The sequence below is a fragment of the Photobacterium atrarenae genome, assembly GCF_024380015.1.
Taxonomy (GTDB): domain Bacteria; phylum Pseudomonadota; class Gammaproteobacteria; order Enterobacterales; family Vibrionaceae; genus Photobacterium; species Photobacterium atrarenae.
In genome coordinates, this window is record NZ_CP101508.1 from 228,004 (window position 1) to 242,429 (window position 14,426).

Consider the following 14,426-nt stretch of genomic DNA (forward strand, 5'->3'; position numbering starts at 1 on the left):
TCAATCAGTAGTATAAAGATAACTCAAAGAAAATTAACGCTGTAGGTTGGTGTTTAGATGAAAAATATATTGCATGTCCACTACCGGGAGCATAGCACGGTATGTTTCAAAGCCCATTAACTGTCGGGATCGATATCGGCCACCATAGTATCAAAGCCGTTGTGCTGAGCCAGAAGAAATCGCAGCTGGCGCTGAGCGCGTTTGCCGAAGTTGTACCGCCGGCCCCGATTTTAAATGACCAGCATACCGTGGATCCCGAAGGCCTGTTGTCAGCAATACGTCAAATCCGGAAAAGCCTGCCCCGCGCTGCCCGCCGGGCGATCCTGGCCCTGCCGGATAGCGCGGTGATCAGCAAGGTGATCCAGCTTGATACCAACCTCACTGATGAAGAAGCAGAGTTTGCGGTCACCCAGGCCCTGAGTGCCTCATCGCCGTTTCCGGTCGATGAACTGCGGCTCGATTTTTACCCGGCGGTGTCTCCTGGGCTGAGTGAAATGGGCACGACTGCGCCATATCAGGTCTTCGCGGCGCGAAAAACCACCCTTGACCCCCGGATCACGGCATTGAAAAAAGCAGGGCTGCGTCCGGCGATCATGGAGTTGCAGACCCATGCGCTGCTCTGGCTGGCAGACTTTACGGCTGAACAACTGGGATTGTCCGGTCAGTGGGGCGTGGTGGATATTGGCCAGCGGTTGACTGAATTTGCGGTGTGTCCGGCCGGCGGCAGCGCCTACCACCGGGAAATTGCCTGGGGGCTCGGTCAGCCTGTGGCAGCGCAGGGGGCGGAGACGCCGGCCCTGACTCTGCTCTCTCCCGAGCAGAGCGAAACTCAGACCAAGCAGTTGGCGGATCAGCTCCGGCGTCAGCTTCAGCTCTATAACTCAACCCATGCCGCGGCACCGCTGGAAGGCGTCTGGCTGTGCGGTGGTGGTCAGCATGTAGTGTCAGAGACCTTGCTTGAGCGGCTGCTGGGCCTGGAAGTTCAGTGGCTGAACCCGTTTCGCTGTTTGCCAAGCGGTAAGCGGCTGGGGGAGATTGCCGGCGAGCATACCTATAGCCAGTATGCGGTGGCGACCGGGCTGGCGCTGCGGGGTGTGGCGTCATGATGGAAAAACTCAACCTGTTGCCCTGGCGTGATCTGCAGCGTCAGGCGTATCGTCAGCAATTTTATGCTCTGATCGCCGCAGCCTGTCTGGTGGCAGCGGCTGGTGTCGGGGGCGCACATGTTTACCTGACCGGGCAGCAGGCGCAACAGCAGGGGCGAAACCAGCAGTTGGAGCAGGCGATTGCCGCTCTGGAACACCAGTTGTCACTGTTGCCGAAACTGGAGCGCCAGCGGCTGGCATTTCGTGAACGGCTGGCGGTGATTAAAGATATCCAGCAAGAGCGGAATCAGGTGACCCATCTGCTCAATTTGCTGCCGACACTCGTACCGCAGGGGGTGTACCTCAACCAAGTGACCCTGGCGGCGCGCCGGGTCACCCTGGAAGGGGAGGGAGACTCCAACGGTCAGCTGGCCATGCTATTGTCCCGGGCTGAGCACTCCCCCTGGCTCAGTGATGTAGCGATACACTCCATTGTGGTTGCCGGCGGGGAAGATGAACCCGCGACGATTGCGTTCAATGCCTCTTTTGTGCTGGCGCCACCGCAAGCCGGGGAGACAGGCTCGACTGCGCAAGGAGAGACGCCGTGACCGAATGGCAGGATCTGGAACTTGATGAAATTGCTGACTGGCCCCGGATACCACAATGCCTGGCCGCGTTGGTGCTGGCGCTTGCGTTGGCAGGCGTGGGGTATTGGTTCTGGCTCACGCCGGCCCAAACAACCCTGGCAGGGCTCAAGCAGCGTGAAGCGGCGCTGCATCAGCAATTGGTCCTCCGGGCGAATCAGGCGGCGGCACTGCCATTGATCCGCCAGCAACTGACGACGCTGGGCGGGCGTTATCAGCAGGTGGTTCAGCAATTGCCGGAGGAAAAAGAGCTCGCCAGCCTGCTGTCCGGGATCAATGACATCGGGATCCGCAATGGTCTCGAATTTCAACGGATTGAATGGGCCCCGACGGTAGAGCACCCGCTGTTTTTCGAGCTGCCGATCAGTATCGAGCTGACCGGTAGTTATGAGGAAATTGGCCAGTTCGCCGCGGCGGTTGCGGCGTTGTCCCGGATTGTCACCTTGAATGATTTCAAGCTGGATCTGGTGAGTCAGCCATCCTCAGTAGTGGTGCTGAAGCTGACGGTCTCAGCCAGTACGTATCGCTTCAAACCGCCACAGCAAGGAGGAACGTGAGAGATGCAACGATGGAGCTGGCTTGCGGTTGCCATGCTGCTATGGGGCTGTCAGGCGAATGAAGGCTCAGTCGAGCAGGTGATTGCCCGGGTGACGGCGCAGGCAAGCGCGCAGACGGCTGATTTGCCGGCGGAGTATGTCTACCGGGCCGATCCCTTTGTACTGGCTGGCGAGCGGGTCCCGTTTGCCCGCCCGCGTGCCGAGGCGCGGGTGCCAGAACCGCAGGAAGAAACAGCCTGCTGGCAGCCCGAAGGACAGCGCAAACCAATGCCGCTGGAGCAGTTTGCGCTGGAGCAGCTTGAAATGAAAGGGGTGATCGGCGATGGCCAGCGGCGCTGGGCCCTGATTTACACCCCGGCCAAGCAATTGGTGAAAGTACGCCGGGGACATTACCTCGGCTTGAATTACGGCCGGGTGACCCGAGTGAAAGCCACGGGACTGGAGCTGGTTGAAACACTGCCGGATGGTGCCGGGTGCTGGCTGACGCGGACGGTTTCACTACCGATTGCTGTAACGGAGCCGACAGGATAAAAGGAACAGAAGTACGCATGATGAACTGCGAAGTAAGCGTGAACAGGGCGGGATGCTGGGGAGCCGCGAGGCAATGGGTGATCGGGATGTTGCTGTGGTTGATGACGGCATCCGCGACGTCCATTGAGGTGGTGGATAATAAGATCCTGGATATGGATTTTCGGCGTGACGGCGAAGGGCGCGGGATTGTTAGCGTGGCGCTGGCCAAGTCCAGTGCGCTGGTGGATGTGCGCCAGGTGGGCCGCCAGCTTTATGTGGATCTGGTCGACGCGGCGATTGACGATGAGATGCTCTATATACTCGATGTGGCGGACTTTGCGACCGCGGTGACGTCGATAGAGACGGTGCGGGGAGAGCAGGGGACCCGGCTCAAGCTCCTGATGAATGATGACTTTCACTATGATTACCGACTGAACGGACCGCAGCTCCAGGTGATCGTTGCCGCACAGCCCAAAATATCGGAGGCAGCGCAGATCCGTTATAGCGGCAAGCCGATTTCGATTAACTTTCAGGATATCCCGGTCCGAAATGTCTTGCAGCTGATCGCCGAGTACAATGATTTTAACCTGGTGGTGTCCGACAGTGTGTCCGGTACGGTGACGTTGCGACTCGATGATGTGCCCTGGCCGCAAGTGCTCGATATTATTCTGCAGGCCAAAGGACTGGACAAGCGAGTGAAAGACTCGGTGGTGTTGATTGCGCCGAAACAGGAGCTGGATCAGCGTGAGCAGCAGGCGATGGCAGCGAAGCAAAAGGCGCTGGAGCTGGCTTCGTTGCGATCGGATATTGTTCAGGTCCACTATGCCAAAGCCACGGATCTGGCGGAGTTGCTGCGGGGCCAGGAGGAGGGGGCCAGTATGCTGTCGGCGCGCGGTTCGCTGCATGTCGATGAACGAACCAATTCGCTAATTATCAATGATCTGGCCAGCCAGATTGATAATATCAAAACCATTGTTGCTGCGCTGGATATCCCGGTGAAGCAGGTTCATATCGAAGCCCGGATCGTCTCGGTCAATGAGGATGATGTCGATGAGATCGGGGTCCGTTGGGGGGTGCTGGGCAGTAATGGCGATACCACGGTTGGCGGTTCGATTGAAAGTAGCCTGGGCTCGGCCGGGTTGCTCGACAGTGACAGCGAGTCCCCGGTCGATGATTTCCTCAATGTGAACCTGGGGGCAACCCAGCCGGGTGCGGCGCGGGTGGCATTCCAGGTGGCGAAAATGGGGGATATTTTGCTGGATCTCGAACTCTCGGCCCTGCAGTCGGAGAAAAAGCTGGAAATCATCTCCAGCCCCCGGCTGGTCACCACGGATAAAAAGATGGCGTATATTGAGCAGGGGACGGAGATCCCTTATCTCGAAGCGTCCTCCAGCGGCGCGGTTTCTGTCGGGTTTAAAAAGGCGGTACTGAGCCTGATGGTGACCCCGCAGATCACGCCGGATAACAAACTGGTGCTGGATTTGATGGTCACCCAGGACAAAAAAGGCGAAGAGGTGAAGACCGGGAACGGGGAGGCGGTCGCGATTGATACCCAGCGGATCGGCACTCAGGTGCTGGTGGAAAATGGTGAGACCGTGGTGCTCGGTGGGATTTACCAGCATCAGATCAATAATATCATGCGTAAAGTCCCGTTATTGGGGGATTTACCGGTACTGGGGGCGTTGTTTCGCCACAAGCTGGAGCAGTTTACCAAGCGTGAGCTGCTGATTTTCGTGACCCCGAAAATCGTCATGCAGTAACCGCGGCGCGGCGTCCGGGCGGGAATTAAATTCGGAATGAATGGCTCTAGCTATTGCCAAGTGATAGCGAGTCCTGAGATAATTTTCGGTCTTATCACGAATAAAAAGTGAGGAACTTGGCGCCTCGGGCTTCTGTAATCGATAGCCTGCGGGCGGTGTCGTTTTATTAACCGCGCGTAAAATTGCTAAAAATGGCTGAAAAACGAAATATTTTCCTGGTCGGTCCAATGGGTGCCGGCAAAAGTACTATTGGTCGACATCTTGCACAGCAGCTGCATATGGAGTTCCTGGATTCGGACTCTGTGATTGAAGAGCGTACTGGAGCCGATATCAGCTGGGTCTTCGATGTTGAAGGTGAAGAGGGTTTCCGTGTTCGCGAGGAGAAAGTGATCGATGATCTGACTCAAGAACAAGGGATCGTACTGGCGACAGGAGGTGGTTCTGTAAAAAGTAAAGACAACCGCAACCGTCTGTCTGCCCGCGGTATCGTGGTATATCTTGAAACTACCATTGAAAAACAGTTGGCACGGACCCAGCGTGACAAGAAACGGCCTCTGCTTCAGACCGATACCCCACGAGAAGTACTGGAAGAGCTTGCAAAAGAGCGTAATCCTTTGTATGAAGAGGTAGCAGACTACGTTGTCCGCACTGATGACCAAAGCGCCAAAGTGGTGGCGAACCAAATCATCAAGATGCTGGAAGAACGATAATTTATTGAAGAAGAGATACTGACCATGGAACGGATCCACGTAAACCTTGATGACAGAAGTTACCCAATCTCCATCGGCGCCGAGTTATTTGATGACCCGGCGCTGTTTTCCTCTGTCATCAAGTGTGGACAACGCGTTGTTGTGGTCAGCAACGAGACGGTGGCGCCACTGTATGCCGAACAGGTGATGGCGACCATCCGTTCTCTGCAATGCGAAGTTTCCCTCCTTTCCCTGCCGGACGGCGAACAGTTCAAATCCCTGGATACCTTTAATCAAATCATGACCTTCCTGCTGGAAGGCAACTATGGCCGCGATGTGGTACTGGTTGCCCTGGGCGGCGGCGTGATTGGGGATGTGGTCGGCTTTGCGGCGGCCAGCTATCAGCGGGGCGTGGACTTTATTCAGGTGCCGACCACCTTACTGGCCCAAGTCGACTCGTCGGTCGGCGGTAAAACTGCGGTTAACCACCCGTTGGGCAAGAATATGATCGGTGCGTTTTACCAGCCCAAAGCCGTGGTGATTGATACCCATTGCCTGCACACCCTGCCGGCCCGTGAATTTGCCGCCGGTATGGCGGAAGTGATCAAGTACGGTATCATTGCAGATCATGAGTTTTTTGTCTGGCTGGAGCAGAACATGGCCAAGCTCCAGGCGCTGGATACTGAGGCGCTGGCGTATGCCATCCGACGCTGTTGCCAAATCAAAGCCGATGTCGTGGCGGCAGACGAGAAAGAATCCGGTGTGCGGGCCCTGCTGAACCTGGGGCATACTTTCGGCCATGCGATTGAAGCGGAAATGGGCTACGGTAACTGGCTTCATGGCGAAGCGGTCGCAGCCGGGACGGTTCAGGCGGCGCAAACGGCGTGCCACCATGGCTTGCTGGCCCAGGAAGATGTCGAGCGCATCACCCGTTTGCTGGCGCAGGCGAATTTGCCGACGACCGCGCCTGCAGGGATGGGTTTCGATTGCTATATGAAGCACATGATGCGAGATAAGAAAGTTTTGTCCGGCCAGCTGCGGCTGGTGTTGCCGACGTCTATCGGCAGTGCCGAGGTTGTCGCTGACGTGCCGCATGATATGCTACGCCGTGTGATTCAATCTTGATGTTGTGAAACCACATGACTCGTGACACCTCAGTCGCTATGCTGGATGTGGACAGCCAGATCCAGCTTCTTTCCCGCCTTCAGTTCCTGACCCGTTTTAGTTCCAACCTGATCCAGATCACCGGTGGTGACGGCGCGGGCAAAACCTGGCTGGCGCAACGCTATCTGGAGCAATGGGCTGCTCAGAGTAACCAGAGCCTGTTGTTATGTCATCCATCCCAGTCACCGGCTCAGCACCGCTCCATTCTCTTAAAACAGCTGATCGCCAAACCGGTTTTTAACGAGCAAGACCCGATTTTGCAAAGTTTGGAGCATATGCTGGCAGGCGCGATGCCGGTAGATCTCTTGCTGGTGATTGATGATGCACATCTGCTGAGCGCCACATTGGTGGCTGAGCTGTGGGCCCTGGTCCAGAAAGCCAGAATGACTCCGGGATGGCAGGTGAATGTATTATTGTTCAGCCAGCCGGGGCGGCTGGATAAATATCTGAGCCAGGCATCGCATGGTCAGGGAAGTACGCCGCTGGAACTGGAAATTACCGACTTCAGTGAACAGGAGGCCCTGACCTTTGTCGAAGTGATATTTGCGTTCGACCGGTTGGATGCCAATCGTCGGCGCAGTCTCAAGGAGCAGGCCAGGCAAGTGGCACCACGGCCTGGGGCACTGATGCAATTAGAGAATACGGAGCAAGCAGCCATGGCAGGTGTATCGACACGAAAATTTTCTCCTCTGATCCTGATGGTCATCCTGCTGGTCGTGGCTGCGGGTGGAATCGGCACCTGGTTATTCAGCCAGCCTGAGCCGGCACAGGGGACTGATGTTGGTTCTGCGCCGGGCACTGACGTATTGCCGGTCCCGGAGCAACAAGCCGCTCAAGCCTCACAGGAGATCCTGTCGACCGGGCGGTTTGATGAGCCGCAATCGCCGCTGCCGGCAGTTTCGGTAACGGATGAGGCCCGTCAGGCAGTCTCGGACCAACCGGCAAGGAGTGGGCAGCCGGTGCTCGATGACTCGGGCCGTCTACCGCAGGAAGTGTCGATTGAAGGCCTGACGGTCGGGCGCAGTGATTCGCCGCCGCGGGTGGTGGTGCCGTCGGATGTGGTTGATGCCATGCTGACCGAACAAGCCCGGGGCGGCAGTGGCGAGCAAGCTGCTGCAGCGTTAGCCCCCGCAACGGAAACGGCTGTGGCATCGCAAACGCAAACATCGCAAGCAGACGCTTCGCCGGCCGCAACACCGGCCCTGGTCACCGAGCCGGTCCAATCACCGGCAACAGCGCAGCCGTCCGGGCAAGCACCCCCGGAGCGGGGGAGCGAGCCCGTGCCGGCAGCCGAGCCTGCACCGCAGCTGGGTGTGGCGCTGAAGGCAGTGGATGCCCGCCATTACGCGTTGCAACTGGCCGCGCTGCGATCCCTGACGGCAGCCAACCAGTTTATTGCCCAATATGATATTGCCCGGATTGCCGAGATTTACGAAACCCGTCGCAATGGCGAGCCGTGGTTTATCATTGTCACCGGCGATTTCCCGAGCGTTGTTTCCGCCCGTCGTGCCGAATCGCGGCTGCCGGCTCGGTTGCAGCAGGTTCAGCCCTGGGTTAAATCTTACGCGCAAATTCACCGCGAGATCGATCGGGTGAAATAATGGCAGAGACAGGCAGATATTTACGTGAACCGGTATCAGAGTTGGGGCGAAATGGGGTACAATCCGCCACCTTTCGAAACAATATCGGTACTGGTGGTGGTAAGCTGAATGAAAAAGCATCGTGCATTCCTGAAATGGGCTGGAGGCAAATACTCTCTGGTCGAGGATATCGAGCGGCATTTACCACCTGCGCGTAAACTGGTTGAGCCCTTTGTCGGGGCTGGCTCTGTGTTTCTCAACACCGACTTTGAGCAGTATCTGCTGGCGGATATCAACCCGGATCTGATCAACCTGTACAACATCCTCAAAACGGAGCCGGAGCGCTACATCAAGGATGCCCGCGAGCTGTTTACCCCGGCGTACAACAAAAAGGGGGCGTACCTGGAAATCCGAGCGGCCTTCAACCAGACCCAGGATCCGTATCAGCGTTCGCTCTACTTCCTCTACATGAACCGCCATGGCTTCAACGGCCTGTGCCGCTATAACAAGAAAGGCGGCTTTAACGTGCCGTTTGGCTCCTATAAAAAGCCTTATTTCCCGGAAGATGAAATGGGGTATTTTTCCGAAAAAGCCAAACGGGCGACTTTCGTCTGCGAAGGCTACCATCAGACGTTTTCCCGGGCGCGGAAAGGGTGCGTAATTTATTGCGATCCACCGTATGCGCCGCTTTCGACCACTGCGAACTTTACCTCCTATGCCGGTAATGGTTTCAGTCTGGACGATCAGGCTGCACTGGCTGATGCGGCGGAAAGGGCTGCGCTGGAGCGCGAGATTCCGGTGCTGATCTCCAATCACGACACCACGTTAACCCGCCGCCTGTATCACGGCGCCGAGCTCTCGGTGGTGAAAGTGAAGCGGACCATCAGCCGCAACGGCAGTGGTCGCAACAAAGTCGACGAATTACTGGCGCTTTTTCGCCCGCAATAACGCCGTCCACAATTGCTCGCTGACACCAGCGCGGCCCGCTGCAGGCTAAGCGCCTGTTGTTACTGTCACCAGATGCACGATGAACAGCAGTACAGCGACAAACAAGATGATCCCGACAACCCCGGCAAGAATAAACGGCCGGGCTGAAGACTGGCTGAAATCGGCATGTCGGTTTTGCTCCGATTGCACCCCGAACAGGGCGGCTGCCGCGCTGAGGATAGGCCGCGAGTTTTTCCCCGGTTGGGTTGGTCGTTGCGGGGGATGCTGGTTGTCCATGTCCCTGCTCCTTATCTGTCCCTCAAATTCAAAATATCCTCAAGCGCCGCCGTTGACCCAAGCCAAACGGCTTTTTCCCACCACGCTTGTCTTTCAAGCATAGTCATCCTGGCCGAACTGTTCGACCCCGCTGACCGGGAAAGCCGTCAGGCGCTGGTTTGAGATAAGACATCTGTGCCCGGATCGGGTAGAATTGCGCCGATTTCTGATCCCGTAACTACCGTATAGAGGCTGAACATGAAGGATTTTTTGATCGCTCCATCGATCCTGTCTGCAGATTTTGCGCGTCTTGGCGAAGATGTTGAGAAAGTGCTGGCAGCGGGTGCAGATGTCGTGCACTTTGACGTGATGGATAACCACTATGTGCCGAACCTGACATTCGGGGCGCCGATCTGTAAGGCGCTGCGCGATTACGGGATCACCGCGCCGATTGATGTCCACCTGATGGTTAAGCCGGTGGATCGGATCATCCCGGATTTTGCCAAGGCCGGGGCGACCATGATCACCGTGCATGCCGAAGCGACCGAGCATCTGGATCGAACCCTGCAGCTGATCAAAGAGCATGGCTGCCAGGCCGGGGTGGTGTTTAATCCGGCCACCCCGCTGCACTATCTTGATTACATCATGGATAAGGTCGACATGATCCTGCTGATGTCGGTCAATCCGGGCTTCGGTGGTCAGTCGTTTATCCCGGGTACCCTGGATAAGCTGCGTGAAGTGCGCCGCCGCATTGATGCCTCCGGGCGCACCATCCGCCTGGAAATTGATGGCGGGGTTAAGGTCGACAACATTCGCGAAATCGCAGAAGCCGGTGCCGATATGTTTGTTGCCGGCTCGGCGATTTTCGGCCAGCCGGATTACAAGGCCGTGATTGATGAAATGCGGGCCGAGCTGGCCAAGGTGACACGCGCATGAAGATGATTGACGGGATTAAATTTGTCGCCTTTGACCTTGACGGCACCCTGCTGGACAGTGTGCCGGATCTGGCCGATGCGGTGAACAAAACCTTGCAGGCACTGGGGCGCCCTGAAGTGACGATTGCCCAGATGACGACCTGGATCGGTAACGGTGCCGAGATCATGCTCGGCCGTGCTCTGAGCCGCAGCATCGAAGTCGACCCGGATTTGGATCCTGCGCTGCACCGCGAGGCCCGCCAGCTGTTTGACCGTTTCTACGATGAAGGCGGCCACCGCCAGAGTGCGCTGTATCCGGGCGTGAAGGACACGCTGGATGCGCTGCGCGAGGCCGGGATCCCGATGGCGATTGTGACCAACAAACCGGCGCAGTTTTTGCCGCACCTGCTGGCACAGCACGGGATTGCCGAGTATTTTGTTGACGTAATTGGCGGCGATACCTTTCCGCTTAAAAAGCCTGATCCGTATGCCCTGCACTGGCTGATGGAAAAACACTGCCTCGCCGCCAGCGAGCTGCTGATGGTGGGCGACTCGCGCAATGACATTCTGGCAGCCAAAGCGGCCGCATGTTATGTTGTCGGTCTGACGTATGGCTACAACTACGGCCAGCCGATCAGTGCCAGTGATCCCGATATTGTGCTGGATCACTTTAGCCAGCTGGCCGAAGTAGTTAAACTAGGCCGCTAGTACAGTCAGCGGTTCTGACTGGATCCCCCGTATTTGATTTAGACAGCGGCCTTGGGCCGCTGCTTACTTAAGTGACATAGGATAATCGCATCATGAGCAAACCCATTGTATTGAGTGGCGTCCAGCCTTCTGGTGAATTAAGTATCGGTAACTATCTGGGTGCGCTGCGTCAGTGGGAACAGATGCAGGATGATTATGACTGCCAGTACTGCGTGGTCGATCTGCACGCGATCACCGTTCGTCAGGACCCGCATGCCCTGCGCGAAGCGACGCTGGACGCACTGGCCATCTGTCTGGCGGTCGGTGTCGACCCGAAGAAAAGCACTTTGTTTGTTCAGTCGCATGTGCCGGAGCACGCACAGCTGGGCTGGCTGCTGAACTGCTACACCCAGATGGGTGAGCTGAGCCGGATGACCCAGTTTAAGGACAAGTCGGCGCGTCACGCCAACGACGTCAATGTCGGTCTGTTTGACTATCCGGTGTTGATGGCGGCCGATATCCTGCTCTACGGTGCCAACCAGGTGCCGGTCGGCAGCGATCAGAAACAGCACTTGGAACTGGCGCGGGATATCGCGACCCGTTTTAACAACATCTACAGCCCGGACAGCCCGATCTTTACTGTGCCGGAGCCGTATATCCCGACCGTCAATGCCCGCGTGATGAGCCTGCAGGATGCGAGCAAGAAGATGTCGAAGTCGGATGATAACCGCAAGAACGTGATCACCTTGCTTGAAGAGCCGAAGTCGATCATCAAGAAGATCAACAAGGCGCAGACTGATACCGAAACGCCGCCGCGCATCGCGCACGATCTCGAGAGCAAGGCCGGGATCTCGAACCTGATGGGGCTGTATTCGGCAGCGACCGGGATGAGCTTTGCCGACATCGAAGCCAAATACCAGGGCGTGGAAATGTACGGCCCGTTCAAGAAGGATGTTGGCGAGGCGCTGGTGGCGATGCTTGAGCCGATCCAGGCCGAGTACCGACGCATTCGTGAAGATCGCGCCTATATGGATGAGGTGATGAAAGCCGGGGCCGAGAAAGCCTCTGCCCGTGCCGCCGGAACATTGAAAAAAGCCTTTGAGGCTGTGGGCTTCGTCCCGCGCCCGTAACGGCGTCTGTTTCTGGCAAGCGCGATCAAGCCGACCTGCGGGTCGGCTTTTTGTTGCCCGGTTATTCAATGACGATCGCCCCGGGAGTTTTGCGGCTGGTCGGGAGGACATGCCCGACGCGCATTCGACTTGCCTTTCTGGTTCGCTATAGCACAATAGGGCGCCGACTTACCCGAGAGCTGATGTATCTATGCTGTTGATGATCGATAACTACGACTCCTTTACCTACAACCTCTATCAGTACTTTTGCGAATTGGGCGCCGATGTAAAGGTGGTCCGCAATGACGAGATCGATCTGGCCGGGATTGAAGCGCTGGCACCGAGCCATCTGGTGATTTCGCCGGGGCCCTGCACCCCCAATGAAGCCGGAGTTTCCTTGCAGGCGATTGAGCATTTCGCCGGCAAGCTGCCGATTCTGGGCGTCTGCCTGGGTCATCAGTCGCTGGCACAGGTGTTCGGCGGCGAAGTGGTGCGGGCTCGTCAGGTCATGCACGGGAAAACCTCGCCGGTGGTCCATACCGGGCGCAGTGTGTTTGCCGGATTGAATCAACCGTTAACGGTGACCCGCTACCATTCTCTGGTGGTGAAGGCTGACACCTTGCCCGATTGTTTCGAGATCACCGCTTGGACTGAACGTGACGGTGCGATGGATGAGATTATGGGAATTGCCCATAAAACACTGCCGCTGGAAGGGGTGCAATTTCACCCCGAGAGCATCCTGACCGAGCAGGGGCATCAGCTGTTAGCCAACTTTCTTCGTCGCTGAGGCACACGAAAAGGGTTGCAACAGTAGAATATGCTATTTCTGACCAGGCGACAGGGTGAAATTGGCACTCCGCTGAGATAACCCACGCTGGGATTTCTGCCTGCTGTCGTCCCATTCGGGTCTCAATTTCGAGACCTCTATCACTCTTTTTAACAATTCCTCCATCTTCTCGGTGTCATTCCGGCGGGCAATCTTATGCACCGCCAGAGGGGCTGCTGCCCGGTATTTCCTATATGGAAAAACACTTTTATCCATGTGGCGGTTAATAATTCTCATACAAACCCGCATAAATATGTATCGCGCAGAGTGTTGACCAAGTCAGAGCAGCGTTAAAAAAAATTTTCTGCTATTGAATTGGTTAATAAAATGTAAATACTATGCTGTAGAAGCAAATCACAGAAGGAAAGGATGATGGCAATGGATCAAAAAGTAGGACGTGAGCTGTTTGATGAGGTCATGGTGCCTTGTTATTCCCCGATGCAGATTGTTCCGGTCAAAGGCCGGGGGGCGCGGGTTTGGGATCAGGATGACCGGGAATACGTTGACTTTGCCGGTGGCATCGCAGTGAGCTGTCTGGGACATTGTCATCCGGTTATGGTCGATGCCCTGAAAACTCAGGCTGACAAACTGTGGCACCTGAGTAACGTGATGACCAACGAGCCGGCACTGCGCCTGGCGAAAAAACTGACTGAGCTGACGTTTGCCGAGAAAGTCTTCTTTGCCAACTCCGGCGGTGAAGCCAACGAAGCGGCCCTGAAGCTGGCCCGTCGTTACGCCGTTGATAAGTTCGGTCCGGAAAAATCAGAAATTATTTCCTTTAAACAGGGTTTCCACGGCCGGACATTCTTTACCGTGACGGTCGGCGGCCAGGCGGCATACTCTGACGGGTTCGGTCCGAAGCCGGGCGATGTAACCCACATGGTTTACAACGAGCTGGAGACGCTGGCGGAGCACATGTCTGATCGCACCTGTGCGGTGATGATGGAGCCGCTGCAGGGTGAGGGCGGCATTATTTCTCCGACGCCTGAATTCATTCAGGGGGTTCGTGAGCTGTGTGACAAGCACAATGCGCTGCTGATCTTTGATGAAGTTCAAACCGGGAACGGCCGTACCGGTGACTTCTTTGCCTACGAAGGCCTGGGCGTCACCCCGGATATCCTCAGCACTGCGAAGTCGCTGGGCGGTGGCTTCCCGATTGGTGCCATGCTGACCACCACAGAGCTGGCCAAGCACCTGAAAGTGGGCACGCATGGTTCGACCTATGGCGGTAACCCGCTGGCGTGTGCTGTTGCTGAAGCCGTAATTGATGAAATATCCAAGCCTGAAGTGCTGGAAGGCGTGAAACAGCGTGAGCAGTGGTTCCGTGACGGCCTGGCGAAAATTAATGCCAAATACCCAATTTTCGCCGAAGTGCGCGGTAAAGGCCTGCTGCTGGGTGCGGCCCTGAACGAGGAGTGGCAGGGGCGTGCGCGTGACATCCTGGTCGCTGCTGGCGAAGAAGGCCTGATGGTACTGGTTGCCGGTGCTAACGTGGTGCGCTTTACCCCGTCGCTGGTAATTGACAAAGCCGACATTGATGAAGGCCTGGCACGTCTGGAGCGTGCAATCGCCAAACTATACCAATAAGTCCTATCTGATTGATTGCAGCGGCTGACAGGAGCTGGCCGCTGCGTTTTTGCCTGCGTAGAAGACAGGTCACCCACACCAATTTATAACGATAAGTTAGTGGCGTCATGC

15 protein-coding genes are annotated in these 14,426 nt (G+C 56.7%); 14 read left to right on the forward strand and 1 reads right to left on the reverse strand.

The annotated features are described in order from the left end of the window. Positions 1-101 precede the first annotated feature (101 nt). From pilM to NNL38_RS01125, 9 genes are all read left to right on the forward strand, one after another. The gene (gene pilM / locus NNL38_RS01085; RefSeq protein WP_255389209.1) at positions 102-1,106 is read left to right on the forward strand and encodes a type IV pilus biogenesis protein PilM; all 1,005 of its coding nucleotides are present in this window, start codon (positions 102-104) and stop codon (positions 1,104-1,106) included. Then, positions 1,103-1,693 carry a PilN domain-containing protein gene (locus NNL38_RS01090; RefSeq protein WP_255389210.1) on the forward strand — a complete coding sequence of 197 codons (591 nt, stop codon included), beginning with the start codon at positions 1,103-1,105 and terminating at the stop codon, positions 1,691-1,693. The genes pilM and NNL38_RS01090 overlap by 4 nt, the downstream gene beginning before the upstream one ends. Beyond that, on the forward strand, positions 1,690-2,286 hold the full coding sequence (locus NNL38_RS01095) for a type IV pilus inner membrane component PilO (protein ID WP_255389211.1): 597 nt from the start codon (positions 1,690-1,692) through the stop codon (positions 2,284-2,286). Before NNL38_RS01090 ends, NNL38_RS01095 begins: the two co-directional genes overlap by 4 nt. 3 nt (positions 2,287-2,289) lie before the next feature. Next, positions 2,290-2,817, forward strand: coding sequence for a pilus assembly protein PilP (locus NNL38_RS01100; RefSeq protein ID WP_255389212.1), 528 nt, complete (start codon positions 2,290-2,292; stop codon positions 2,815-2,817). Between the two features lie 101 nt (positions 2,818-2,918). Beyond that, entirely contained in the window at positions 2,919-4,556 is a 1,638-nt protein-coding gene (locus tag NNL38_RS01105; protein WP_439651382.1) for a type IV pilus secretin PilQ, read from the forward strand. Positions 4,557-4,747: 191 nt separating this feature from the next. Beyond that, positions 4,748-5,266: a shikimate kinase AroK gene (gene aroK, locus NNL38_RS01110; protein WP_255389213.1), complete on the forward strand. Its 519-nt coding sequence runs from the start codon at positions 4,748-4,750 to the stop codon at positions 5,264-5,266. Between the two features lie 24 nt (positions 5,267-5,290). Further along, positions 5,291-6,370: a 3-dehydroquinate synthase gene (gene aroB / locus NNL38_RS01115; RefSeq protein ID WP_255389214.1), complete on the forward strand. Its 1,080-nt coding sequence runs from the start codon at positions 5,291-5,293 to the stop codon at positions 6,368-6,370. 14 nt (positions 6,371-6,384) lie between these two features. Next, positions 6,385-8,010, forward strand: coding sequence for an AAA family ATPase (locus NNL38_RS01120; protein WP_255389215.1), 1,626 nt, complete (start codon positions 6,385-6,387; stop codon positions 8,008-8,010). A gap of 108 nt (positions 8,011-8,118) precedes the next feature. Continuing rightward, positions 8,119-8,937, forward strand: a complete 819-nt coding sequence (locus NNL38_RS01125) for a Dam family site-specific DNA-(adenine-N6)-methyltransferase (protein WP_255389216.1) — start codon at positions 8,119-8,121, stop codon at positions 8,935-8,937. Positions 8,938-8,982: 45 nt separating this feature from the next. Here NNL38_RS01125 and NNL38_RS01130 read toward each other — a convergent pair whose 3' ends face one another. Beyond that, positions 8,983-9,213, reverse strand: a complete 231-nt coding sequence (locus NNL38_RS01130) for a DUF2970 domain-containing protein (protein WP_255389217.1) — start codon at positions 9,211-9,213, stop codon at positions 8,983-8,985. A 237-nt stretch (positions 9,214-9,450) separates the two neighbouring features. Here NNL38_RS01130 and rpe point away from each other — a divergent pair, with 237 nt between their 5' ends. The 5 genes from rpe to NNL38_RS01155 all read left to right on the forward strand — a co-directional run bounded on the left by rpe (position 9,451) and on the right by NNL38_RS01155 (position 14,315). Then, a complete protein-coding gene (gene rpe / locus NNL38_RS01135; protein ID WP_255389218.1) occupies positions 9,451-10,128 on the forward strand; it encodes a ribulose-phosphate 3-epimerase in 678 nt (225 codons plus the stop codon). After that, positions 10,125-10,814, forward strand: a complete 690-nt coding sequence (locus NNL38_RS01140; RefSeq protein WP_255389219.1) for a phosphoglycolate phosphatase — start codon at positions 10,125-10,127, stop codon at positions 10,812-10,814. The genes rpe and NNL38_RS01140 overlap by 4 nt, the downstream gene beginning before the upstream one ends. A gap of 92 nt (positions 10,815-10,906) precedes the next feature. After that, positions 10,907-11,923: a tryptophan--tRNA ligase gene (gene trpS, locus NNL38_RS01145; protein WP_255389220.1), complete on the forward strand. Its 1,017-nt coding sequence runs from the start codon at positions 10,907-10,909 to the stop codon at positions 11,921-11,923. Between the two features lie 190 nt (positions 11,924-12,113). Beyond that, positions 12,114-12,689, forward strand: coding sequence for an aminodeoxychorismate/anthranilate synthase component II (locus tag NNL38_RS01150; protein ID WP_255389221.1), 576 nt, complete (start codon positions 12,114-12,116; stop codon positions 12,687-12,689). A gap of 411 nt (positions 12,690-13,100) precedes the next feature. Beyond that, positions 13,101-14,315 carry an aspartate aminotransferase family protein gene (locus tag NNL38_RS01155; protein WP_255389222.1) on the forward strand — a complete coding sequence of 405 codons (1,215 nt, stop codon included), beginning with the start codon at positions 13,101-13,103 and terminating at the stop codon, positions 14,313-14,315. Positions 14,316-14,426 lie beyond the last annotated feature (111 nt).

What these genes read in the sequence shown, in the direction of transcription:
- pilM (WP_255389209.1), top strand. Translation starts at nt 102, where the DNA reads ATGTTTCAAAGCCCATTAACTGTCGGGATCGATATCGGCCACCATAGT.
- NNL38_RS01090 (WP_255389210.1), top strand. Translation starts at nt 1,103, where the DNA reads ATGATGGAAAAACTCAACCTGTTGCCCTGGCGTGATCTGCAGCGTCAG.
- NNL38_RS01100 (WP_255389212.1), top strand. Translation starts at nt 2,290, where the DNA reads ATGCAACGATGGAGCTGGCTTGCGGTTGCCATGCTGCTATGGGGCTGT.
- NNL38_RS01105 (WP_439651382.1), top strand. Translation starts at nt 2,919, where the DNA reads ATGACGGCATCCGCGACGTCCATTGAGGTGGTGGATAATAAGATCCTG.
- aroK (WP_255389213.1), top strand. Translation starts at nt 4,748, where the DNA reads ATGGCTGAAAAACGAAATATTTTCCTGGTCGGTCCAATGGGTGCCGGC.
- aroB (WP_255389214.1), top strand. Translation starts at nt 5,291, where the DNA reads ATGGAACGGATCCACGTAAACCTTGATGACAGAAGTTACCCAATCTCC.
- NNL38_RS01120 (WP_255389215.1), top strand. Translation starts at nt 6,385, where the DNA reads ATGACTCGTGACACCTCAGTCGCTATGCTGGATGTGGACAGCCAGATC.
- NNL38_RS01125 (WP_255389216.1), top strand. Translation starts at nt 8,119, where the DNA reads ATGAAAAAGCATCGTGCATTCCTGAAATGGGCTGGAGGCAAATACTCT.
- NNL38_RS01130 (WP_255389217.1), bottom strand. Translation starts at nt 9,213, where the DNA reads ATGGACAACCAGCATCCCCCGCAACGACCAACCCAACCGGGGAAAAAC.
- rpe (WP_255389218.1), top strand. Translation starts at nt 9,451, where the DNA reads ATGAAGGATTTTTTGATCGCTCCATCGATCCTGTCTGCAGATTTTGCG.
- NNL38_RS01140 (WP_255389219.1), top strand. Translation starts at nt 10,125, where the DNA reads ATGAAGATGATTGACGGGATTAAATTTGTCGCCTTTGACCTTGACGGC.
- trpS (WP_255389220.1), top strand. Translation starts at nt 10,907, where the DNA reads ATGAGCAAACCCATTGTATTGAGTGGCGTCCAGCCTTCTGGTGAATTA.
- NNL38_RS01150 (WP_255389221.1), top strand. Translation starts at nt 12,114, where the DNA reads ATGCTGTTGATGATCGATAACTACGACTCCTTTACCTACAACCTCTAT.
- NNL38_RS01155 (WP_255389222.1), top strand. Translation starts at nt 13,101, where the DNA reads ATGGCAATGGATCAAAAAGTAGGACGTGAGCTGTTTGATGAGGTCATG.